This is a genomic window from Pelomonas dachongensis, from assembly GCF_043555865.1.
Classification (GTDB): domain Bacteria; phylum Pseudomonadota; class Gammaproteobacteria; order Burkholderiales; family Burkholderiaceae_C; genus Pelomonas; species Pelomonas dachongensis.
Genome location: NZ_JBIGHY010000001.1, coordinates 192,857 through 212,969 on the forward strand (window position 1 = coordinate 192,857; position 20,113 = coordinate 212,969).

Genomic DNA, 20,113 nt, shown 5'->3' on the forward strand with positions numbered 1-20,113 from the left:
CCGGTTGCATTCAGGGGGTGTTGAAAGCCCTAGGCCGCGGGTTTTCGCACATGATGGAAAATACAGGGCCCTCACGCCTGCCCGGCGCCCCTTTTACAACTCTTCGACAGGACCAGCGTGGCCAAAGAATCCACCAAGACTACCATCGAAGCCGATGGTCTGCGCTACCGCTCCAAAGCCCCCGGCTCGCCATTTGCTGCGACCTCTTCGTTCGGTGCCGCGACGATGTCGTGCTTCCTCTGCGGCAAGCATCGACCGCGCGCGATGCTGAAGTCGAAGAAGCTGCTGGGCAAGTCCCAGCCGGTCTGCTCGCCCTCCTGCAAGGAGCTGGACGCACAGATCGCTGCCAAGTAAGGCAGCCGCCCTGCCTCGCGGTCAGGGCCTGATTTCACGCACCGCCCCGTCCACCGGGGCGGTGTCGTTTCCGCCCGGGCTTCAGCCCTGGCGGAAGCAGCGGCCGCACACCGACCGGTAGCGTGCATTGCCCCCAATCTCGACCTGCGCGCCCTCGGTGACCTTGCGGTTGTGGGCATCCACGCGCATGTTCATCGTCGCCTTGCGGCCACAGTCGCAGATGGTCTTCATCTCGTCCATCTCGTCGGCCAGCGCCAGCAGCGTGGCCGAACCGGGGAACAGCTCTCCCTGGAAGTCCGTCCGCAGGCCGTAGCAGATCGCCGGCAGGTTGCGCAGGTGCGCCAGCTCGTGCAGTTGCTGCACCTGCTGCTTGCTGAGGAACTGCGCTTCGTCCACGAGGATGCAGGCGATGGCGGGGTTGTCGCCCATCAGCGCGATGAAGTCGGTGTCGGCCTCGAACTGCTCCACCTCGCGCTGTGGCCCCAGGCGTGACGTGACGAAGCCGCGGCCGAAGCGGTCGTCTAGCCGTGCGGTGAAGATGCGCACGCGATGGCCGCGCTCCTCATAGTTGTGCGCCACCTGCAAAAGTGCGGTGGACTTGCCGGCGTTCATCGCGGCTCTTATGGGCTCTTCCTGCATATTTCTTGTGGCGCGCCAACTTTGGCCAATAGGCATTGAATGCTTGGTATAGCGCGCAGAGGCGCCGTGCATACATAGCTCTGCATAGTTTCAAGCCTCGCGGACCTCGTGCGCAGTAAGCTGTGGCGCAAAAAAGGGGACCTGCGAGAGGTCCCTTGGCGTGCTGTTGAAGAGCGGGCGATTACGCCGCGGCGCTCCACGGGCACGAGGTCAACGACAACAGGTTGTCGTTCCAGACGCGATCTGCGTACGTGCGGAGATATGGCGCGTGGTTGCCCGGACGGACTACACCAACGTCCGCACGCTTCCCTGAGACGGGGTCGAGCACGTAGAAGGTGTTGGTCTTGGCGTCGATGCTGTTGACGACCTGGGCAACCGTCCACATCCAGTTGCCGGCGGGGTTGCCAACGTGGGTGATGTGGTCGTGTCCGCCCTGGGGCTGGGACTTCAAGATGCAAGTGATACGAACGTCAGGCATAGCCTTGTTCTCCTAGTTACTAACACTAGACCGCCATGAAATCCCGTCCGGTAGCATCAAGCTTCCACACATGATCTTTGGATCGAGCCCCGGGTGGTCACCTTGGGGGTAGACGGCCAAGTGCGAAAGCACCTGGCCGTCTGCATTTCTGCTTAACAGAATAGCAGCAAAACTAGATGTAGCGCTAGAGAGCGACGATGGCGCTACCTATAGTGCTTTATCCATCTTTGACAACAAGTTGTGAACTTGTTATCAACAGCTTTATCCACAATTTGGGGCGTGATTTGCTCCCATAGGTTGACGGCTGCGGCTTTGACTTCGCGGGCATCTCTCGGTTCGAGAAGCCACAGGCGGTTCACGCGGAGCTGTATATTTTCACAGCTATGACCTCCAGTGTTCACACAGCTTGCGGCTACGGCGTGCGTCCTGGCGGGCTGTATCCACTGGTGGCCAGAAGCTTTCAGCGTTCGAAGCGGCTCAGCAATCAGTTGGGTGATTCATGCTGTGCATCCGCCGACACAAATCTGTTACAAGATCGGCGCGCGATAAGCAGGGAGCACAACAACATCTCCATGGACACCATCCATGTCAAGGCGCCGCGGGAGACTGTCGGGCGCACCACGGTGTCGCGATTCCGAATGCAGTTTCAAGCGGCCGCATACGCGGCGCTCGAGATTCTGAGCGGCAAAGAGGTCGACCGTGTCTACTGTGACTACCACGACGATTTCGTCGTGCGCCGTACCGTCGACGGCGCTGTCGAATACCACTTCTTCCAGGTCAAGACCAAGGGCAAAGCTAACCAGCAGTGGGACGTAGCGGAAGTCTTCGCGCTCAAGAAAAAGGGCGTCCTGGACACCGAGGAAAAGCTTGAGGCGATCCGAAAAAGCATCGCCGGCAAGCTCTTTGTGCACACACTAGAGTTCGGCGAACAGTGCCGAGAAGTCACGATCCTCAGCAATGTGCACTTCGACGACGACGTTCACGAAGTCGTGGCAGACCTGGCCGCCGGGTCATCCAGCAAGAAGTACATCACCCAGTTCATTGGCAAGTTCGCGGACATCGTCTCCCCGACCAAAACCATGACGCCCGAGGAGGTCGAGGCCGCACGAAAGAAGCTGTCGCTGCTGGCCAACGTACAGCACATCGGCGAAACCCTTGATGGTTTCGCCGCTGCCGCGCATACCGCCATTTACCGGCATAGCGAAATCGAGCTGCATCAGCACGAGGTTGAGCGCATAGCGACCAGCTTGGTGACGCTCGTAGAAGAAAAGTCCTGCGCTCCCATCAGCGGGCTTTTCAAATCGGGAATCGACCTGGCGGCGAGCATTGGTTTGGAGGACCTTCTCAAGGTCTTGAGCATTTCGACGCAGGTGTACCAGACCCTGGTGGACGGGGGCGACCCTGCGGCTATCAAGGCGGCGTCGATCCTCCAACGGAAGCTCAAGGAGGTTGGCGCTACGGAAGCAATGATCGAGACCGCCTCGCGACATAAGGTGTCCTGGGACGTCTGGGTGCGCAAGGCTCGGCACGACTCTCCAGAGTTCACCTTCGACGTCTTGACCGAGGAAATCGACCGCAGGTGCAAAGGCTGGTTGCTTGCCGGCGGCGCCTTTGCGGACCTCGAGGACGTCATTCAAGGCATCTTGGAATCACGCATTGGCAAGAAATTTCCGACGCTCGACACTGACCTGGTGTTCGGCGCCATCTGCGCTGCGGTCGTGAGAAGGGCGACACGATGAGTGCCGCTGAGTTCTTTAGCGAGGCCCGGCGGCTCAACCTGAAGCTGAACCTGTCCGGGGATGGCCCCTCTCCGGCGCACACGCTCGACAACGAGGCGCTCTTTCAGCTGCCCCTTCTTGCCATGACCATCCTGGCCATCTCGAAGGGGCTGTCCAAGCCTCAGCTGCCTGAGATAGGTCAGTTGGTTGGCGAATGCCTGGAGCGCACGGTCGCAGGCTTCAAGGGGTCGTCGCAGGAAATAGGATGGTCAGGCAACCTTCGCATCCGGACGATCAAAGCGCTTACGTTTCTTGAGTCGACCGGCCAGGTCACCATCGACGAGGCTACCCGGCGAATCTCCGCGACCGACCTCGGGAAGAAGGTCTACAAGGGTGCTGTGGATGGTGACAGTCTGCTAGCCGTCTCCATGAAAACAATTGAGCTCAGCTACCAATACATCAGGGATGAAGCTCGGGCCAGGGGAGAAGTAAATTGAGGCTGAAGTCGCTGCGTATCGAGCCCCAGGGCCAAGCAGGATGGGAAAGCCCTCTGCTGGAGTTCGGCCATCGGACCACGATGCTGTTTGCTCCGAATGGCAGCGGGAAGACGCCTGTCATCCGTGGCCTCGCATCAACGCTCGGTTTTCCGAACAAGTTCCGGAACGACATCCTTGAGAAGTGCAAGGCAGTCGTTCTGCACGCTGAGTCTGACGGCAAGCCCCTGACCATTCGTCGAATCGTTGGCGCCACAAACACGGAGTTCTACGCAACGATAGATTTCGAAGGCGAGCAGACCGAACATCATTCGGAAGGCTCCTTCTCCGCGGAACTGTTCAAGCTGCTTGGTCTCAAGCCTCCCCGCTTGGTCTCCAACAAAGGGGGTGAGGCGCAGCCCTACATCTCTACGCTGCTGCCTGTCTTCTACTTGATCCAGGGCTATGGGTACTCCGCTGCGTACAAGTCGCCCAACCCCTTCATTGAGGATCAGTTCGCCGAGATGGTCCGCTTTGCCTTTGGGCTCAATCCGAAGCACTCCTACGAGGTCAAGAAGGACCTCATGGACGAGAAGAGTGCCTTGGAAGCGCAGACACGCAGGATCGTCGGAGCCCAGCGAGTGCTGGAGTACCAAAGCCGAGGGATCGACGACGGCCAAGCCCATCAGGAGGTATTGCAGCGCACGGCGGAAGACCTAACGGGGCAGATCAACGCCCTCCGCGCATCCGTCGACGCCAAGGGCACCGCTAGTTCCGCCCTTACAGATATGTTGCGTCAGAAGGACGTCCAAATCCGCGCAAAGCAGTTGGAGCTCTTCGACTTACAGAACCGGGTTGCGGGCATCGAGACGATTCGCGCGGAGATTGATGGTGAGGTCAAGACGCTGGGACTGAACGAGGAGGCCAGGCGCGTCTTCACTTCGTTCCAGGAAATCTGCCGTGTCCCAAACTGCGGTCTCTTTCTTGGCAGCACGGAGTCGTACGGCAAAAGTCTTCTGTATCTCAAGGATCAAATCAAGGACCTCGAGCGCAACAGCCTACGCGCGGAGATTCGCGCTGAGCAGCTACAGGAGCGCCTTGAAGAGCTCAGCGTGGAACGAAAGACGCTTGCCGACAGCCTCGACTCGCCATCTGCTTCAGGCGTCGACCAACTGGTCACAGCGGTGCAGGCCTTGACTAAGCAGCTCGTCGACGTGCAGTCAGAGCTGGGGCGCATAGCAGCGCTGAAGAACGAGCAGTCGAAGCTCTTCAAGTTGGAACGAGAACGGGACCGGATTCAAGACCGCATCGACGAGCTGTCCAACACCGGAAGGGCGGACAACGACTTCAAGAAGCTCAGGCTGACCCTGCGTGAGCTCACCGTCAAATGGATGCAGACCCTGGTGACGCAGAACGTGTCGACGAACGTGGACATTGATTTGAACCTCAGGTTCACGTTTGGCGGCGAGACCATAGAAACTATCGGCAGCGGCGGCACCAGCAGCACAACGATTCGCCTCGTGCTGGCCATCCACGCAGCTCTGTTTGAGGCTTACCTCTCTGACAAGTCGCGGCCGTTCCGCTTCTTGATCCTGGACACCCCAAAACAAGAAGAGCTTCACACTGCCGACTTGGCTCAGTACCTGAAAGAACTGGAAAGGATGTGCGAGGCGAACGATGGCCAGCTCATCTTCTCGTCCACTGGGTATGACCATCCGACAGGGCCTAAAGACGAGCGATGGTTGCCGGCGTACAGGGGGCCAGACAAACCTATGTACCTTGGCAAGCTGGATGATCTGATGACCGAATCAGAGCAAGCCTAGCTCCCGCCCGTTCCTGAGGCTGTTGAAGTAGGCAGTAGCTGGCCGCGCGACCTGTCAGCGGAGGCTCTCCTACCTGGCCTGGTCGGACGCGCTACTGCGTCGCAGCCCGTTGAGGCCAATCAATGGCGACGCTCTAAAGAAAAACCCCGGCGCTGGGGCCGGGGTATCAATGCCCACCGCTGTCATCACGGAAGGGCACCTGCTCAGGGAGGAAAAGCAGGGCGTCCGCAGCAGGGAGGTCGCCTGCGGTCACGTTGGCAGTGTAACTTCGCCGCAACGTTTGCCACGTCCGGATCAACCAGGAGGCATGTGGCTGGGGCTCGCACCACGATTTCCGCCATCCACCACCCCAATCTCGAGCATTTGGCGCCGAGTAGGCGTACCAAGGCTGTTCACGATCAACCGGCGGCGGCTCTTTTAGGCCTCCCAGGCCGCCGCGGCGGCAACGCCTCCACCGCCTCGCGCCTCTTCTCCTCGTCCGTCAGGTATCCCACCGCCTGCTTCACCAGCTTCTCGGGCGAGCAGTCCAGCGCCACGCACAGCGCGTACACCACCCCCATGGTGGGACTCTTCTGGCCTCGTTCGACGTCAGCCAAATAGTTCCTGTGGATGCCGGCCGCCTGCGCAAGAACCAGCTGCGTCAGACCCAACTTGCTCCGGCGCACAGCGACGGCCAAGCCGACCACCTCATCCCAATCGGACGCCGAAGCCATGCCCACCCTGACCATGAATGCTTGGGTTAATACCTAAAGTGCAAAACGCGAGAAAGTCCGTAGTGTGGCCCCGGTTCGCTGCCTGCCCGTTCATTCCGGCTTCTTCAACCGCTTCTGCGCTGGCTCCGTAACGTGGACCTTCGCGAACGTCAGGATCACCTCGCGAACCAGCTTGCGTTGAGGAACGGGCAGCTTGAGGAAAGCCTCGAATAGCTCACGGTCCTGATAGCCAATACCGCTGTCCCAGCGGGCGCGGCGCTGTTCAACCCGCTTCAGCGCATCCTCACCGAAGCTCAGCTCCTGCGGTGGCACCTCCAGCCATTCCGCCAGTACCAGCAACTTCTCCTGGGACGGCAGGGTCTCCCCGCGAAGCCACCTGCGCACCCCGTGCAAGGTCATCGGGTCGCCCCAGAAGCGAGTATTGAACTCACGCTCAAGCACGGCGGGCTTGGGCTCATAGCCTGCCGCCTCCATTGCCTTGCGTAACCGCTCCGCAAATTTCTTCTTTGCGTTTTCCATGCAGTCACGCTAAGAGGTGCGGCAATCCTTCACGGAACCATGCGTGCGAGTTACGTTCATAACGTAACTAACAAGTCAAACTGGCGCGGCGCGCAGCATTCCCCAAAGCCTGCCGCGGCCGGCACCGGCGCTCCCGGATGCCGCCTTCACTATTCAGCCACACAGGAAACATGCAGAACAACTGGACCCTCGGCGTGCTCGTCGCCCTCTCTCTTCTGGCCGCGGGCTGCTCGACCACAAGCGGGGGTGCTCAATACAAGGCCGCTACCGAGAACGTCATCGCGATGCAGGAGCAGCTCGGCGACGCGAAGGTCAAGCTCCTCGACTTCACGGCAGCACATGGCGTCAACGATTCGCACATGTGCCGCGCCTTAGGCACCGTCAGCATCGGCGGCGGCAAGACGCCATCGCAGTTCATCCACGACGCGCTGCAGGAAGAACTCTTCATGGCTCGCGCCTATGCCAACAGCGCGCCCATTGCAATTTCGGGCCGCGTCGACGCCATGACCTTCAGCTCCGTCGCGCCGGCCAACTGGGACCTGACGCTCACCCTATCTTCGAGCAACGGCGCCAGCTTCCAGGTTCAGAGCCTCTACGAGTTCAGCACCAGCTGGAACGCCACCGGGGCCTGCAAGAACGTCTCCGACGCCTTCGCGCCGGCCGTGCAAGCGCTGCTGAAGAAGGCTGTCAGCGACGCCCGCTTCAAGGCGCTGGTCAAGCAGTAAACCTCCAAGGACGCGACGTGGCGAACATCCAAGCGCAAACCATCAACCTCATCTCCTTGGTCGACCGCCCTGGCCACGAGGAGGTGGTCGAGCTCGCGAAGCACGCCTATCGGCTGCCGAAGATCGTGCGCCCGTTGGCCGCCATGGCCATCACCGCGTTTCTCGTTGGAGTTCTCGGCGGGCTGGGCGCTCGCGCGCTTCCCATCGCGTTCGCCGTTGGCATCGCAACGGCCCTCGTCGGCTTCCTTGATGACACGGTAATGCTAGCTGCGGAGCGCAACCGGGCAGGCGTCGCACTCTCGTTCGGTGGCATCGGGCTGTTCGTTGGAGTCGCGTGCGCCTTCGTCGCCCAGAAGGAGCTCTGGCTAGTTGCCGCCGTCGGCGTAGCGAGCTTCTGCGGCGCCTGGGTGTTCGGCCACCTTGGGCTCGCTCTGGCCACGCTTGCAGTCACCCTCTTGAACAACGTGCTGAAGGTGCTCGCATCGCCGCTAGCCGTACCCATTCTCGCTATCGCAGCAGCGCGGAACCGCAGTGCTCTACAGCGCGGGCATCCCACCTGGGTCACCTCACGAGGCAGGCCCATCGTCGAGTTCGACCGCGACGGCGTGAAGTACATCCACCACGATGGGGATGCGATGTTCCTGCCATCGTCGCGCCTTCGAGCCGCCGGGACGGCTGTGCCGCGGTTCAAGTTGACGGAGCTTTACAACACCTCGCTGGTGAACGCACGGATGGGCGAGGCGTTCCAAGACCTCGAGGCCGGCGGCGCAGTGGACCTCCACGGCGATATGGCCGAGCAGTTGGTCGTGAACCCCGCGACGATGCTTCCGATGATTGGCGGCATGGGTGGCGTAGATTCGATGGGCAACCAGTTCGGTTTCGACAACCAGCATGGAGGTGTCCATGAGTCCTAGCCGCACCGACATGACGCTGTTGCAGTGGCGCTTGTACTAGCGCTCGAGCTTCTCCACCAGGTGAGGATGGCGCCGGCAACGGACGCTGTCGGCGCACCGTGCCGACGCCATCGTCGACCTATCCCTGGCTGAAGGCTCGCCACTTACAGTCGATGCCCGGCAAAATCGAAGTCGCCGATTGGTACGCTGACGCTCGCCACCAGTTCCGGTCTGGCTCTCTCGAAAACGACCGTTTCTCAAGACGACCAAGCCAAGCTGCCGGATGCCCTCAAAAGCATGTCCGCCGACGGCACGTTCAGACGCTTGGTGGACCGCTATCTGCCTCGCGGCGGAGTGGACTACATCGAGCCTTTAAGGGCGTCGCAAACGCGGTAGGGCTCGTCGACACAAGCAAAGAACCCGAGGGAGCATATGAAGAGCCTATTGCTGATACTTGTGCTGGTCGGGACTGCTGCCCAAGCCCAGGAGAAACCGAAGTTCGAGTACGAGGTGAACAGTCCTGCCGTGCTCGAAGCAAAGGCCAAATACGCGGGCTACGAGAAGGACGGACAAGCATTGAAGACGTTCGAGCTCTACAAAGAGCTTGAACGCCTGGACGCCGCGAAGAAGACCCGGATCGCCCTGATGAAGCCGGAGGAAGCCGCAGCGTCCATCTTCATGCTGACTGACGACGATATGCGGGCGGTTTCGTACGGCGGAGTGCTCCAAAAGCGAGGCGAGAACGGCGACCCGCTCGCCTCGTTCTATTACGGCGTCCGGCAATGGGACGCTTGCCTTCGGTTTGAGAAGCTCGGCGAGGGCGGCAACGACGGCTGGGCGAAATCAGCAAGAGAATGCTGGCAAGGTGTGCTTCCAGCGCTGCGAAAGGCGTCGGACGCTCAGATTGCCGATGCCTCCTTCAACATCGCCAAGATTTACCAGAATGGGAAGGGGGTCACACCTTCGAAGCTGGCTGCAGCTGAGTGGTACGTGAAAGCCTCGGAGCAGTACACCAAGCAAAAGGATCGAGAGGAAGCGCTGACGGCACTTGAGAAGGCCCTGGATTTGGTTCCAGACCATCCCGCCGCGCTTCGCTTGCGTAAGGCGATGCTGAAGTAGGCACCCTGCGTGCTCGCTCGATAGCAACTCAAGGCATACCAGCCCACCCGGGACGCTCGCCTCGATACCCGTGGCGCACCGCGACGATGGCCTCAAGCGCAGCGACTGGTTGACAGGTGTAGGGGCACAGCTGGTTTTTCATGGACAGGAACGAGGTGCTGCCTGTTGCGTCAGTCGGTCGACTATCGCCTGCAGCACTCGGCTCAGCTCATCGTCGTACTGGTTGAAAGGCGGCTCGAAGGCACTTATGGGCACCCACTGACTTTCTTGGCCATCATGAACGCGATGGGCAAGATCATCGACCAGCAGCACCTGGGATGGCGTCGCCTCGATGATGTGTCTCAGGTCCTTCGTCGGACCCTTCCACTGGACGTACTCCAGTTCGCTGAACCAGCGAGGCGCCGCGCCATCCCGAGCGAGCATGGCAGCGATCCGGCGAAACGTCTCTTCGTTCACCGCGGTAAACATGACGAGCCGCGGGAACAGCCGCTGCGCACAATCCAGGAACTGGAGCAATCCTGGTCGGGGCACCATGGAAACAGCATTGGACAAGAGCGTTTCCTCGAAACCCAGCGCAAGAACAGTGAGGTCACCGTTGGGTCCCTGGGAACGAGGCAGACGCCCAAGAGCTGCGTCGACGACGGTCCCAACCCAGTTTGCGGCAACGCTGGCCCCACTAGCGGGCACCATTGAGAGCTGCAGGTCGAGGGCCTGCCCTAGGCTGTCTAGGAGGTCAGCGGGAAGCAACCGCGTTCCGCCGAGCGCTGTGGCCATATCGACGATGTCCAGTTCGCAACGCCGCGCCAGCTCCCATAGCGTGATGCCGCGGAGGTGGAGCGCGGCCCTCAACTCCCGAGCAAGTCGTTCAGCGACCATCCCCAGTGCCTCCTTTGCCGCGTGCCGGCGGGGTGTGAGACAGCTTGCCTCGCTGGCCGACCTGCCCAACGGCCTCCACCAAGACGCTCCCATCGCTCTGCAGAGTAAATCGCAGCGCGCCGCCTGACCCGAGGCCGCGTCTGAGCCCTTCGGGCAGGGTTATGCGGCCCCTACTCCGCACGATGGCGGAGGTCGCCAGGCGGCCATGTGGAGTCTCTGGCTTTGAATCATTGCAAGCTCGATGAGGCGTAGCCATCGAAGGCGACCCTAAGGCAAAACCACGGCGCTGAGCACCCGCGTGGAATGGCCGGCTTCGAAACGGCATCGGACGCGCTGACCTACCTTGAGGGTGCGCCAGTCGACGCCTTCAACCCCATCCCCTAAGCTGAGCGTGAACTCGCCGTCCGCAGTGTCGGCGTGGACCACTTCAAACATTTCGATCACGTCCGTCACGACTGCGTCCATGACGAGAACCTTCCGCTCAACGTCGGCAGGCGTCGACGGATGAACTGCCTCAAACCGGGAGCGCAACGCCACCGCGTCAGCGAACGCATGATGCTGCCCGACGCCCATGGTGGCGTTGAGAGCTTGCCAGCATCCCTCGGCCGCATTCTGGCCAGCCGGGTCATCCAGCAAGTAGCCCACGATGGTCGGCACCAGCTGAGTCCTTGGCGGCTTGTCCATGCGCATGAGCAGATGCTCTATGAGCGCGTAGTCCCCAGAGTAGTCGTAGACGACGTCAACATGGCTGGGCCCAAGCTGGTCGAGCCAAGTTGCGAATCTGGCGGGCAGCTCGTGCCAGGGCACTCCCTCCAGGCGGTTGAACTGTGGGAGCACATGGGTGCGCACGAAGTCGGTGTTCTGCCTGGCCAGCAGGGCCTCGACTTCGGCTACGGGACGTTCGCTGTAGAAGCGGTGGTCAGCGTCGGAAACGATGCCAAGGCTCAGGAAGGTGATGCCCTCGGGAGCACAAGCGAACTCGGTGTCGATGAAGATGCGCATCTACTTCATCCCGGCGTCGCAATCTCTGGAATGACGCATCGCGCTTCGTTCCGAAGCACGTCGGTGAGGTGCTGGGCAGCTGCTTCCGTGTCAGTCCGACCTGAGGCAACCCTCTTATTGAGTACGAGCAATGGGGTCGCAGACGTGACTGTCCACTCAGACGGCGCGCTAGCCTGGTTCGCCGGGCCTTGTGACGCATGGAGCCAGACCATCTTGACCGCAGAGCAGTGCTTCTGAAGTGGCGGCGCGCTCGCGCCTTCATGACCCTCCCACGGCGCATCATCACCATAGGCAAGTCCAAGAAGCAGGTCCGCAGGATCATGAGTGGGAGTCTCCAGGTCAAAGAAGACTCGGACATCTGTGCCGCTGGGTATGTCTGCGATTTGCTTGGCTGCCGGCCAGGCCGCGGTCATTGGTGACCGGTCGTTGGTCGGGGCTCCACGGATGCTGTAGACGTAGAGCCAGGCAGGAAGCGCAGAACGCGCGCCTGAGTTGCGAAGGAGCAGCTCAAGGCGATGCCTGGTCGTCTGCGATGTCGCGTCGCCTTCGGTCCAGGAGGTGAGGTGCCCACTCATGACGCTCAGAATGGGCCGACTGAGCGCTATCTGGTCGCGGCTTGCCTTCTCCGTGAACGCCTGGTTCTTGGCAGAGACATCCGCGGATTGTTTAGATGCCTTGTAGCTGTAGTAGGTCGCAATTGCCGAGCCCACCGCGGTAATGAGCCCTAGCCATGCAACGAGCTGGGCTTGGCCAAAAAGCGTATGAAGGCGCTCTTTCAATCCGTCGTAGCTATCTGAGACCTCATACCAGCGTTCGTTGATCCAGTCCTCGACGCTGCTCAGCCAGCCAGGCTTCTCCATCATCCATTCCTCCCTTTCGGGAGGAGCTTCCATCGGAACGGACGCTGTTCGAATGAGGGGGCCGGCAAATCCGAGAAACATTGCGCACTCCGCCGAGGTAGGTGCTTAGGCCTGGGCTTGCGCAGCGCGGACAGGTACTTCAGAGCCAGGGAGCAGCGGCTCTGCCGTTCGCGCTTTCACGACTTGGCTGTGTACGGTTTGCCCTAGCGAGGGCACCGGGGCCGCCCGGCTCTGGCGCTCTCGAGCAATGACGGTGCCCACGCATACGAGTTCGGCGAGCGATGAGACCGGAATCGCGGGGGAATCCGGACAGAGCTCTGTGCCTTCGGTATCGCGGACGACGACAACAGCGGCGTCGCCTAGCTTGCCAATGTGAACCTCGGAGATGAAGCGAATGTCCCAGCCGTGGCCGTACGGTATGCCGGCGAGGATGTGGACGAGCTCGCCCTCATTGGCATGCAGGTGTGCGGCCAGGTCGGTGCCTGAGTCGGCCTCGACGCTTTGAAGGTAGGCATGAGGGGTGCCGCGTTCATGAACCAGCGTTGCGGAGAACCATGGCTTGGTTGTCGCGGGCCAAGCAACGGCGCTGGACGGAATCTCCCATAGAGCGCGTGAAATGCTGAGGTTAATCACTGGCGTTTCCTCTTATACGGCTGCCTGCGAGGCTGGCCCAAATGCCGGCCGCGGTGCCGATTTAATGCACACTATAGAGGATATTTCTGTTAAGTCGCCATGCTCTATAGAGGTGCGTCGTTCAGGCCTGTCGTTGTAGATGAGATAGCTTCACGGCTCCATCACCCTGGAGTTCACAGATATGGCCGACTCAGAGAAGACCGGCGGCGGAGCCGTTGATGTCGTGAAGAAGGCCGGCGAGGCGGTCGAGCGCCTGTCCGACTTCACATTCGCATTGCACGTCTTGCCGGCCTTCCTCGCCCTGGACATCGGGCTGCGCCTTGCCCATGGGACCAACATCGTCACGACGGATTGGTCCCTGCTGTCGAAGGAGTCGCTCGGACTCGGCCTCTGTGTCATCGTCACGTACGTGGTCGCGATGGCCATCGGAGTCCCGGTAGCGCGCGCCGTCGTTGAGCCGATCCTGCGCAAAGCCCTGGAGTGGCGAAAGGCGCTTTCAGATGCCCTCTTCGAAGCAATCGCAAGTCTCTGGCGAACCGAACACTACACACCACCTCGTGAGCAGCACTATGAGAGCAGGGTGTCTGGCTCAAGCGTGGTCCTGCGGGTTGCCCGTGACCGAGCGCTGCGCGACAAGGACAGCTTCTGGATGGCCCAGGTTCAGCAGAAGGAGGCTCAACAGGAAGCCGCGCGACGGGCTGAGCAATCCCTGGCGGTGCTGTCGTTCGCGGCTGTAGCCCTGGCGCTGATAGACGTCCTCCTTGTCCCGGGCCAGTCCATCCTGGGTCTGGCAGCACAGCAGGTGAACGACGCGGTCAACGAGAAGTTTGATGGCGTCGGCACGCTCTTGATGGGCGGCTTGGTGTTCGCTGCCGGGGTGCCGTGGATCGCGGAGGCGTTTTCGGATCGGCCGACGACGGCGTGGATTGAGCACCCAGCGCTCGCCGCGGAGCTGATGGCGGAGTTCCACAAGCGTCAAGCCGAGCTCCGGCCGATGCTGCCGCCTCCGTGGCGCGACCGGTAGTCGCGTTGAACTGGGCTCCGAGCCATGCCGTCGGTCAGCGCAAGTGCAGAAATAGGGAAATCCCTAGTGTGTTCTGACCCCGGCTAACTCGTCATAGAAGGGAGGGTTCGCATTTTCGTAGGACCTTCGCTTAGCCGGCCTCAGTCAGACGCCCGGGTGTGCGTCGGGCTGCTGGCAAGCCCAACGGAGGTGCTATGGGAGCTACCGAACCGCGAATCGCCGAAGCTGAGGCGTTGGACGCTGCTTGGGGAGTCCTTGATGAGGGGCTGCAGGTGCTGGTCCGCGCCGAGTCGCTCATGATGCTGATCCAATGTGCGATGGATGTCGAAGAGCATCACCGATACGGGGCTGGCATGGCCTGGGACCTCCTCAGAGAGCTCAAGGAGAACATTTCTGACGCCCAGGCGCATATTCGAGGCCGGCATCCGAGGCGGGGCAGGAGGAAGACGGCGCTCGTTGAGATGCCGGCCATCTGATTGCTCGGTCGGGGGCATGCCGCTGCCGTGCGCGACGTGGTCCCTCCAACTGTCACTCGAGGGTGGCTGGTGTCAGACAGGTCTAGGCGGCGCTTCCCTGCCTCGTTGGTTGTAGTTGGTGGTTACTAACAGTTTGCGCCGATTTGCGACCGAAGCCTTGGCTGCTGCCTTTTCACGCCTGTTGTCATGCCCTATCTGTTCGGCTATACTGCTCCTGTAGGCGCTTGGAAAACAGGTTGACTGCTCCCTCCTCGGACGGACGTCAGTCTCCAAGACGCAAAAGAGGGGATGGCCGCGAAAGCGGCCATTTTCCTTTGTGCCGAGCCTTTTTGCTGCCCAGGCCCTATTTGGCGTGGCTAGTCCAATGCCCAACCACGGCGTCTCCGCGTTTGAGGGCAACAGGCTGACGATGCCGGGATGCGTACTTCAGGACCTTCGCGAGGCGCCGCTCCCCAAGGAAGTGATCCAGTTGCACCGTGCCAAGGGTACGGCGGTTGCGGTAGTGGTCCAGCGCTTCATTGGTCAGCAGCATGCGGCACCGAGCGTCGGACTCGCAGCCACGGTACGCCGCAGCCACGTCAGGTGACAACCATTTCAGCAGCTCCATCATTCGGTCGTAGTAGACCGACAGGCGGTCGATAACATCAGCTGGCGTAGTGGGCGCAGGTGCCACGATGACCGGAGTAACGCCGGAGCGAGCTCGAGCTTCTTGAAGCAGAGGCCCGAGCTTCCAGATGGGCTCATGGTGGGCGATGCGGTTGCGAATCTCATTGCAAAGGTCCAGCCTAGCGAAGAGCGCATCTCTCTCAGGTTGCCTCCACTGCGTCGGCTGTCTCATCCGGTGGCCCGGAACCACGTCGACAAGAATCTCGCCCCACTTGAGCGTCTGACCTGTAGCGTCGTGCGTCACGTCCAAAAGGTGAGACCAAAAACCGAAGGTCAGCTTTGAAACGACGTCATCCGGCGAAGGCATCGGATTGCGAGGCAACCAAGTCCCATGGCGCTTCCTATGGGTGATTTTCTTGACTTTGTCTCGCGAGTCCGGATTCAGATTCAAGTGGTTGAACCAATCCTTTCCTCCCGTGGGCCCAACCGCACCGAATCGGCATCCTAGAGCTTTGTGAAACTGGTTTCGCAAGACGATTTCAAGAAGCGACATCGCACGGAAAAGACAGCCGCTGACATCGTCATTCCACTGGTACAGCCCAAGGGTCTCGTTGTCGCTGGTCGGGCTGAAGAAGCTGCGGTAGTTGCTCAGCCGGGCGTGAGAGATTGCATCGACGAGCGGGCCCACGTAGGCTGAACCGGTGGCAAGAATCATGGCAAGTTCTGGTTGACTGGATGAATCTGGGCAGAGACAGCGACTCCTTCGAAGGCGCCATAGTGCTGAAGCACAGCGGGGTTCAGCCGGACACGCATGTCATCTTCGAATGAGAGGAGCCCAGTGTCGTACAGGGCATGGAGGTCTCGCCGCAACAGGATGCCATCGGTCGCCGCGTTATGCCCGTGCTTCCAGCTTCGTCCCTCCAGATGCGCAGCCTCGAGCGCCTCAGGCACGGTGCAGCCGCTGATGGCACATCGTCCGCCAAAGGCTCGGAACACCGCCGCGCGGAAGGCGGGTTGTTGCGTGCGGACCTCCACAAGGGCAAAGCGCGCAGCTCGCTCCTCCAGGTCGTCGGCCGCCTGGGCCCGTGGTGGATCAGCGGGAGCCGTTGCCTGGCCAGGCGCCTGGTCGTGATGGCCCCATCGCGCGTAGCAGCGCTCGCGCTCAGCAACGTCATCGACAACGCCAAACTCGGCCTCAAGGCCTTCCGAGCACAGCCCAGTCTCCTTGTCGACGATGAGGGCCGTGATGATGGGCTCGCCTGCCCGCTGGCAGTCGTGCCCGAGCCAGCTCATCGCGTTGCGCAGCGGATAGAACGTCAGGCCGAACCGGTTCATGACGTCCGCGTAGGTCACCTTGCCGCGCTCGGCGCAAATCGAGATGAGCCACGCACGGATGGCGGGCAGCTTTTGCTGGTAGCTGTCTGTCGATAGGCCTGACCTGGCTGCGTCGTCCACCGGGAACACGCCCGACGCAGGCTTGGTGCGATGGGTCTGAGCGTGCTCGTGCAGCTTGGCTATCGGCACCATCTCGCCGAGGACGCCGACGATGCCGCCGTCGGCGCGAGAGGCGATCTGGTTGATGGCGAACACCACGTCCTCACGGTAGCCCTTGATTTGCCGCGGCCTGGCGCCCTTGTCCTTGACCTCGACGATGACGGTGTAGCCGGCCGCTTCGCCGATCCAGAGGCTCTTGAGCTGGACGATGCGTTCGTCGAGGCCGAACGAGTCGGTTTCCAGATGCGCAGCTGGTTCGCGGAGGACAGTCACCGTTCGCGCATGAAAGTCCTGCTCGTCTTGCCAGGTGCGGAGCAGGATGCTGTTGTCGCGGCGTGCGCCCCAGGACCACCGGCGATTGCGCAGGGGGTAGCCCAGCTCCTCGAAGAACACGCTGATTGCTTTCGCCATGGGTCCTCCAGCTCAGCACTCAACGTAGCGTGACGGCACGCAGCTCAGTCCGCCGCCTTCGGTGCATTGCCTGACGACACCGGCAAGTAGCACCGCGACCACCAAAAAGCCTAAGACGCGCCTGAACAGGCGGCTCTTCTCGAACAGCCAGAAGCCGGCGAGGATGAGTGCACCCCACACGATGACGAACGCCGCCATCATCGCGACGCCGCCTCCGACGCGCGTCAGATGGCCGATGGGGTCGGGCCCAAATAGCGGTCGGACGAGTCGGTAGACCATCAGCAGCGGTAGGCCGATGAGCGACCCTAGGCAGATCAAGATGACGGCCAGTTTGACCACGAGCTCGACCTTGTTGCCGGCCGACGATACGAACTCTGCGAGCTTCAAATGCGCCCCCTTCCCTGGCGTTGTTTCTATCAGGGAGGCAGTTTGATTACACGCTGGCAATCCCGGCCATCAGCTGTGCTCTGCTTGCACGCACCGACCAGCGCCCAGAGAATCGGCGCAGATACCACCGCAAAATGAACGCGGCCCAGAGAAGGCCGACGAAGAGGAGGAAGCATGGCCCGGACCATCTATGACAAGCCGACGCGCGCACTGTTGAAGGACATGCTCGCCGCGTGGCAGCTGAAGCCGGGCCAGGTATTTACCTCGACGCGAGCGGTCGAGTGGTTCGCGCAGCATTACCCCAAGCTGAAGCCGGTGACGATCCGTGCCCACCTGGTCCAAGCGTCGACCAACGACAAGAACCGGTTGCACCATCCATCCACGAACGAGAGCGACGACCTGCTGTTCCGCGTCGACGTGGGCCAGTACCGACTTTATGAAGCGGGCAAGGACCCGGCGCCCATTCACGAGTTGGTGCAGGGAGACGTGGCGAAGCAAGAAGAAGCAGTCGCGGCCGAGGTCGACGAAGCCGACGGCAGCGAAGTCCTTGCTGGGTCGTCCGAGTTCTTGCTTGAGAAGGACCTCCAGCGGTATTTGGCACAGAACCTGGAGTGCATCGAGCCTGGGCTGAAGCTCTACGAGGATGAAGACCTGCAAGGGATCGAGTTCGAGGCCGGCGGCGGTCGGCGCATCGACATCTTGGCTGTCGACAAGGCAGGCGCGTTCGTCGTCTTGGAGCTGAAGGTATCGCGTGGCTATGACCGAGTGGTGGGCCAGCTCCTCCGCTACATGAACTGGGTTCGCAAGGAGCTCGCCGAGCCTGGCCAGCGCGTCCGCGGCGTCATCATCTGTCGCGCGATGTCGGAGGACCTGCGGTTGGCCTGTGCGTCCATCAAGGATGTTGAGCTCTGCGAATACAGGCTGTCGGTCACCGTCTCGAAGGTGCCGCCGCTCGAGCTTCCTGCCTGATCCACCCTCCCTGCTCGTCAACGAAGGCGTGACCCTGCATGGCCAACTTTGCCGCTGAATTCCCTGTCAACCCCAAATGGTCGGTGGCTGACGTCGCTCGTCTCGCGTGTCGATGGATTACGGGCAGCCCTCACACGGCGTTCGCCAGTGATGCGCTCGACACATTCCCAAACAACGGTGAGCTGACGGTCAGCGCGGGGGTGGAGCACGTTGTGCTGGCGCACGCCAAGACTGCTTCCGGAGAGATTGGCGGCCTCCGCTACGAGCGGACTGAGGACGGGTTGGCCTGGACCACGTCCATCGTTTCGTTGAAGACTGATGGACAGCACCTGTTGCGGATGGAGGTGGTCTGCGAAGCACTGACCACTCAAGTTCGCTTGCCTCCGCCGAAGAAACCGTACTTCATCAAGCAGGCTCTCACCGAGCTTGGCGGCGGAGACGACGGGGAAGTCCCCGTGACGGACCGCCCGTTCAGGTTGTCCGCTGGTGAGGAGAACGTGGCAGCCAGTCTGATCCTCGGAACGGCGCGCAACTCGCTGCCCATCGTGTACGTCAGCGCGGGGGTCGATGACCGGCCGATGGTCGATCCTGACGAGCTGGCGCGCTACGTCGGCGGTCTGGCTCATGTCGTAGTTGAGCCGAGCCGGTCTTTCTCCTATGGGGTCAAGCGTCTTACGAAGTCGCGGAATGTCTTCGGCGGAACTGTGGGGGTGTACTGGCCGAACTCAGACCGACGCAATAGCTACTTTTCGGACGACGGCGACAGTGATCGGGCGTCCAGGGCTTTGGCCATTGACATCGCCAAGGACATTCGCGTCGCGCTTTCCAACCGGCGCCAGAGCTCCGACTGCACCTGGGCCCACCTCAAGGAGGCCGTGGCCAAGAACACGTACGAGCAGCTGAAGCTGGCGGGATCGACCGAGGTCGACAAGTTCATCTCGGCGTTCGACGATGAGAGCAAGGCCAAGGAGCTCGTCATCACCGAGCGCGGGCAGGAGATTGACCGGCTGAAGGCCGATCTACGCCGGCTACGCAGCATCGAACAGTCCAGCGAGGCGGGCCTGCTCAAGCACGGCAGCGAAGCCGACCTCTACGACGGCGAGGTGCGGGACATCGTCCTGGCTGCGCTCAAGGACGCCCTCGACCGTGTCGCGCAGCCCGGAAGCCGGCGCGACCACGTTCTGCGAGACCTTCTTGAGGCGAACGAGCTCGGTGGCGAAGCCGAGAAGATGCGCGAAGAGCTTAAGGGACTGCTGCGGGACTACCGGAGCATGGACGGCAAGACGAAAACAGCACTCACACGGCTCGGCTTCGACCTGTCGGATGATGGCAAGCACTGGAAGGCCATCTTCCAGGGCGACCCACGGTACACCTTTGCCTTCCCGAAGACCGGCAGCGACCATCGCGGCGGGCTGAACATGGTCAGCGACATCAACAGCAAGCTGTTTTGAGCCGCAGCGGCTGTCGACACAGCGAGCAGCTTTGTGCCAGGTTGCACCCTTCGGGCTGTCTAACTGGCTCATACCCATTTCCTGAGCAATCGGTTTAGCGCGTCTACGCGCCCAGGACGCGGGAAAACCGGTGGACGGCAGCTTTCCCTCGCGCGGTCCGGTAGCTCCGTGGCTGGGCCGGCATTGCGAGCTAGTTGCTGCGCGAGCTGGTTTGGGCTGTTTCCTCCTCCTGCACCACCTCCTTCTACTCCGAGAAACGGTGAGAAACGAGGAGGACGCTGAGGACGCTGAGGACGGGAGGCCATGAGCACCGCAGGAGTTTGCGAATGCTAATGAAATCAAATGCTTGCGTATTCTTTCTGTGCGGTTTCATGCGAATTGACTATGGTGTGATGTGTGAATAAACTCCGTTTACAGGTATAGGCGAAGCGTTCTCACTGAGTTCGGTTGGCGGCGTTCCGCGTCTCGAA

General features: G+C 61.3%; 22 protein-coding genes. 11 read left to right on the forward strand and 11 right to left on the reverse strand.

What is annotated here, in order from left to right; translation table 11 throughout:
• Positions 1 to 117: 117 nt before the first annotated feature.
• The gene (locus ACG02S_RS00900) at positions 118 to 354 is read left to right on the forward strand and encodes a hypothetical protein (protein WP_233370466.1); all 237 of its coding nucleotides are present in this window, start codon (positions 118 to 120) and stop codon (positions 352 to 354) included.
• 81 nt (positions 355 to 435) lie between these two features.
• Here ACG02S_RS00900 and ACG02S_RS00905 read toward each other — a convergent pair whose 3' ends face one another.
• A complete protein-coding gene (locus ACG02S_RS00905; protein WP_394468555.1) occupies positions 436 to 966 on the reverse strand; it encodes a thymidine kinase in 531 nt (176 codons plus the stop codon).
• Positions 967 to 1,174: 208 nt separating this feature from the next.
• Complete coding sequence (locus ACG02S_RS00910; protein ID WP_394468556.1) at positions 1,175 to 1,471, reverse strand: DUF3892 domain-containing protein; 297 nt, start codon at positions 1,469 to 1,471, stop codon at positions 1,175 to 1,177.
• Between the two features lie 572 nt (positions 1,472 to 2,043).
• Between ACG02S_RS00910 and ACG02S_RS00915 the strand changes: the two genes are divergently transcribed.
• The 3 genes from ACG02S_RS00915 (at position 2,044) to ACG02S_RS00925 (ending at position 5,485) form a co-directional block, all read left to right on the forward strand.
• Positions 2,044 to 3,210: a dsDNA nuclease domain-containing protein gene (locus ACG02S_RS00915; protein WP_394468557.1), complete on the forward strand. Its 1,167-nt coding sequence runs from the start codon at positions 2,044 to 2,046 to the stop codon at positions 3,208 to 3,210.
• Positions 3,207 to 3,686, forward strand: coding sequence for a hypothetical protein (locus tag ACG02S_RS00920; protein ID WP_394468558.1), 480 nt, complete (start codon positions 3,207 to 3,209; stop codon positions 3,684 to 3,686). The genes ACG02S_RS00915 and ACG02S_RS00920 overlap by 4 nt, the downstream gene beginning before the upstream one ends.
• 80 nt (positions 3,687 to 3,766) lie before the next feature.
• Complete coding sequence (locus ACG02S_RS00925; protein ID WP_394468559.1) at positions 3,767 to 5,485, forward strand: hypothetical protein; 1,719 nt, start codon at positions 3,767 to 3,769, stop codon at positions 5,483 to 5,485.
• A gap of 398 nt (positions 5,486 to 5,883) precedes the next feature.
• On the opposite strand, the gene ACG02S_RS00930 is transcribed toward ACG02S_RS00925, so the two are convergent.
• Together ACG02S_RS00930 and ACG02S_RS00935 are read right to left on the reverse strand one after the other, a co-directional pair.
• Entirely contained in the window at positions 5,884 to 6,213 is a 330-nt protein-coding gene (locus tag ACG02S_RS00930; protein WP_394468560.1) for a helix-turn-helix domain-containing protein, read from the reverse strand.
• 75 nt (positions 6,214 to 6,288) lie between these two features.
• A complete protein-coding gene (locus tag ACG02S_RS00935; RefSeq protein WP_394468561.1) occupies positions 6,289 to 6,717 on the reverse strand; it encodes an XRE family transcriptional regulator in 429 nt (142 codons plus the stop codon).
• Between the two features lie 170 nt (positions 6,718 to 6,887).
• Between ACG02S_RS00935 and ACG02S_RS00940 the strand changes: the two genes are divergently transcribed.
• The 3 genes from ACG02S_RS00940 (at position 6,888) to ACG02S_RS00950 (ending at position 9,454) form a co-directional block, all read left to right on the forward strand.
• Complete coding sequence (locus ACG02S_RS00940) at positions 6,888 to 7,442, forward strand: hypothetical protein (RefSeq protein WP_394468562.1); 555 nt, start codon at positions 6,888 to 6,890, stop codon at positions 7,440 to 7,442.
• Positions 7,443 to 7,459: 17 nt separating this feature from the next.
• Complete coding sequence (locus ACG02S_RS00945; protein ID WP_394468563.1) at positions 7,460 to 8,356, forward strand: hypothetical protein; 897 nt, start codon at positions 7,460 to 7,462, stop codon at positions 8,354 to 8,356.
• A gap of 411 nt (positions 8,357 to 8,767) precedes the next feature.
• Complete coding sequence (locus ACG02S_RS00950) at positions 8,768 to 9,454, forward strand: hypothetical protein (RefSeq protein WP_394468564.1); 687 nt, start codon at positions 8,768 to 8,770, stop codon at positions 9,452 to 9,454.
• 138 nt (positions 9,455 to 9,592) lie between these two features.
• Here the strand turns inward: ACG02S_RS00950 and ACG02S_RS00955 are convergent, their stop codons facing one another.
• From ACG02S_RS00955 to ACG02S_RS00970, 4 genes are all read right to left on the reverse strand, one after another.
• Positions 9,593 to 10,330, reverse strand: coding sequence for an NIF family HAD-type phosphatase (locus ACG02S_RS00955; protein ID WP_394468565.1), 738 nt, complete (start codon positions 10,328 to 10,330; stop codon positions 9,593 to 9,595).
• 267 nt (positions 10,331 to 10,597) lie between these two features.
• Positions 10,598 to 11,332, reverse strand: a complete 735-nt coding sequence (locus tag ACG02S_RS00960) for a hypothetical protein (protein ID WP_394468566.1) — start codon at positions 11,330 to 11,332, stop codon at positions 10,598 to 10,600.
• Positions 11,333 to 11,337: 5 nt separating this feature from the next.
• Complete coding sequence (locus tag ACG02S_RS00965; RefSeq protein ID WP_394468567.1) at positions 11,338 to 12,225, reverse strand: hypothetical protein; 888 nt, start codon at positions 12,223 to 12,225, stop codon at positions 11,338 to 11,340.
• A gap of 72 nt (positions 12,226 to 12,297) precedes the next feature.
• The gene (locus tag ACG02S_RS00970) at positions 12,298 to 12,825 is read right to left on the reverse strand and encodes a hypothetical protein (protein WP_394468568.1); all 528 of its coding nucleotides are present in this window, start codon (positions 12,823 to 12,825) and stop codon (positions 12,298 to 12,300) included.
• Between the two features lie 181 nt (positions 12,826 to 13,006).
• Between ACG02S_RS00970 and ACG02S_RS00975 the strand changes: the two genes are divergently transcribed.
• Together ACG02S_RS00975 and ACG02S_RS00980 are read left to right on the forward strand one after the other, a co-directional pair.
• Positions 13,007 to 13,849 carry a hypothetical protein gene (locus ACG02S_RS00975; protein WP_394468569.1) on the forward strand — a complete coding sequence of 281 codons (843 nt, stop codon included), beginning with the start codon at positions 13,007 to 13,009 and terminating at the stop codon, positions 13,847 to 13,849.
• A 194-nt stretch (positions 13,850 to 14,043) separates the two neighbouring features.
• Positions 14,044 to 14,325, forward strand: coding sequence for a hypothetical protein (locus ACG02S_RS00980; protein ID WP_394468570.1), 282 nt, complete (start codon positions 14,044 to 14,046; stop codon positions 14,323 to 14,325).
• Positions 14,326 to 14,668: 343 nt separating this feature from the next.
• Here ACG02S_RS00980 and ACG02S_RS00985 read toward each other — a convergent pair whose 3' ends face one another.
• From ACG02S_RS00985 to ACG02S_RS00995, 3 genes are read right to left on the reverse strand one after another with little or no spacing between them, the layout of a single operon-like run.
• The gene (locus ACG02S_RS00985) at positions 14,669 to 15,646 is read right to left on the reverse strand and encodes an Abi family protein (RefSeq protein WP_394468571.1); all 978 of its coding nucleotides are present in this window, start codon (positions 15,644 to 15,646) and stop codon (positions 14,669 to 14,671) included.
• Positions 15,643 to 16,836 (reverse strand): HNH endonuclease, encoded by a 1,194-nt coding sequence (locus ACG02S_RS00990; protein WP_394468572.1) that lies wholly within the window; start codon positions 16,834 to 16,836, stop codon positions 15,643 to 15,645. Before ACG02S_RS00990 ends, ACG02S_RS00985 begins: the two co-directional genes overlap by 4 nt.
• A 12-nt stretch (positions 16,837 to 16,848) precedes the next feature.
• Positions 16,849 to 17,223, reverse strand: coding sequence for a hypothetical protein (locus tag ACG02S_RS00995; RefSeq protein WP_394468573.1), 375 nt, complete (start codon positions 17,221 to 17,223; stop codon positions 16,849 to 16,851).
• Between the two features lie 174 nt (positions 17,224 to 17,397).
• Between ACG02S_RS00995 and ACG02S_RS01000 the strand changes: the two genes are divergently transcribed.
• Together ACG02S_RS01000 and ACG02S_RS01005 are read left to right on the forward strand one after the other, a co-directional pair.
• Complete coding sequence (locus tag ACG02S_RS01000; protein ID WP_394468574.1) at positions 17,398 to 18,192, forward strand: endonuclease NucS domain-containing protein; 795 nt, start codon at positions 17,398 to 17,400, stop codon at positions 18,190 to 18,192.
• Positions 18,193 to 18,230: 38 nt separating this feature from the next.
• A complete protein-coding gene (locus ACG02S_RS01005) occupies positions 18,231 to 19,643 on the forward strand; it encodes a V-type ATP synthase subunit E family protein (protein ID WP_394468575.1) in 1,413 nt (470 codons plus the stop codon).
• Positions 19,644 to 20,113: the final 470 nt, after the last annotated feature.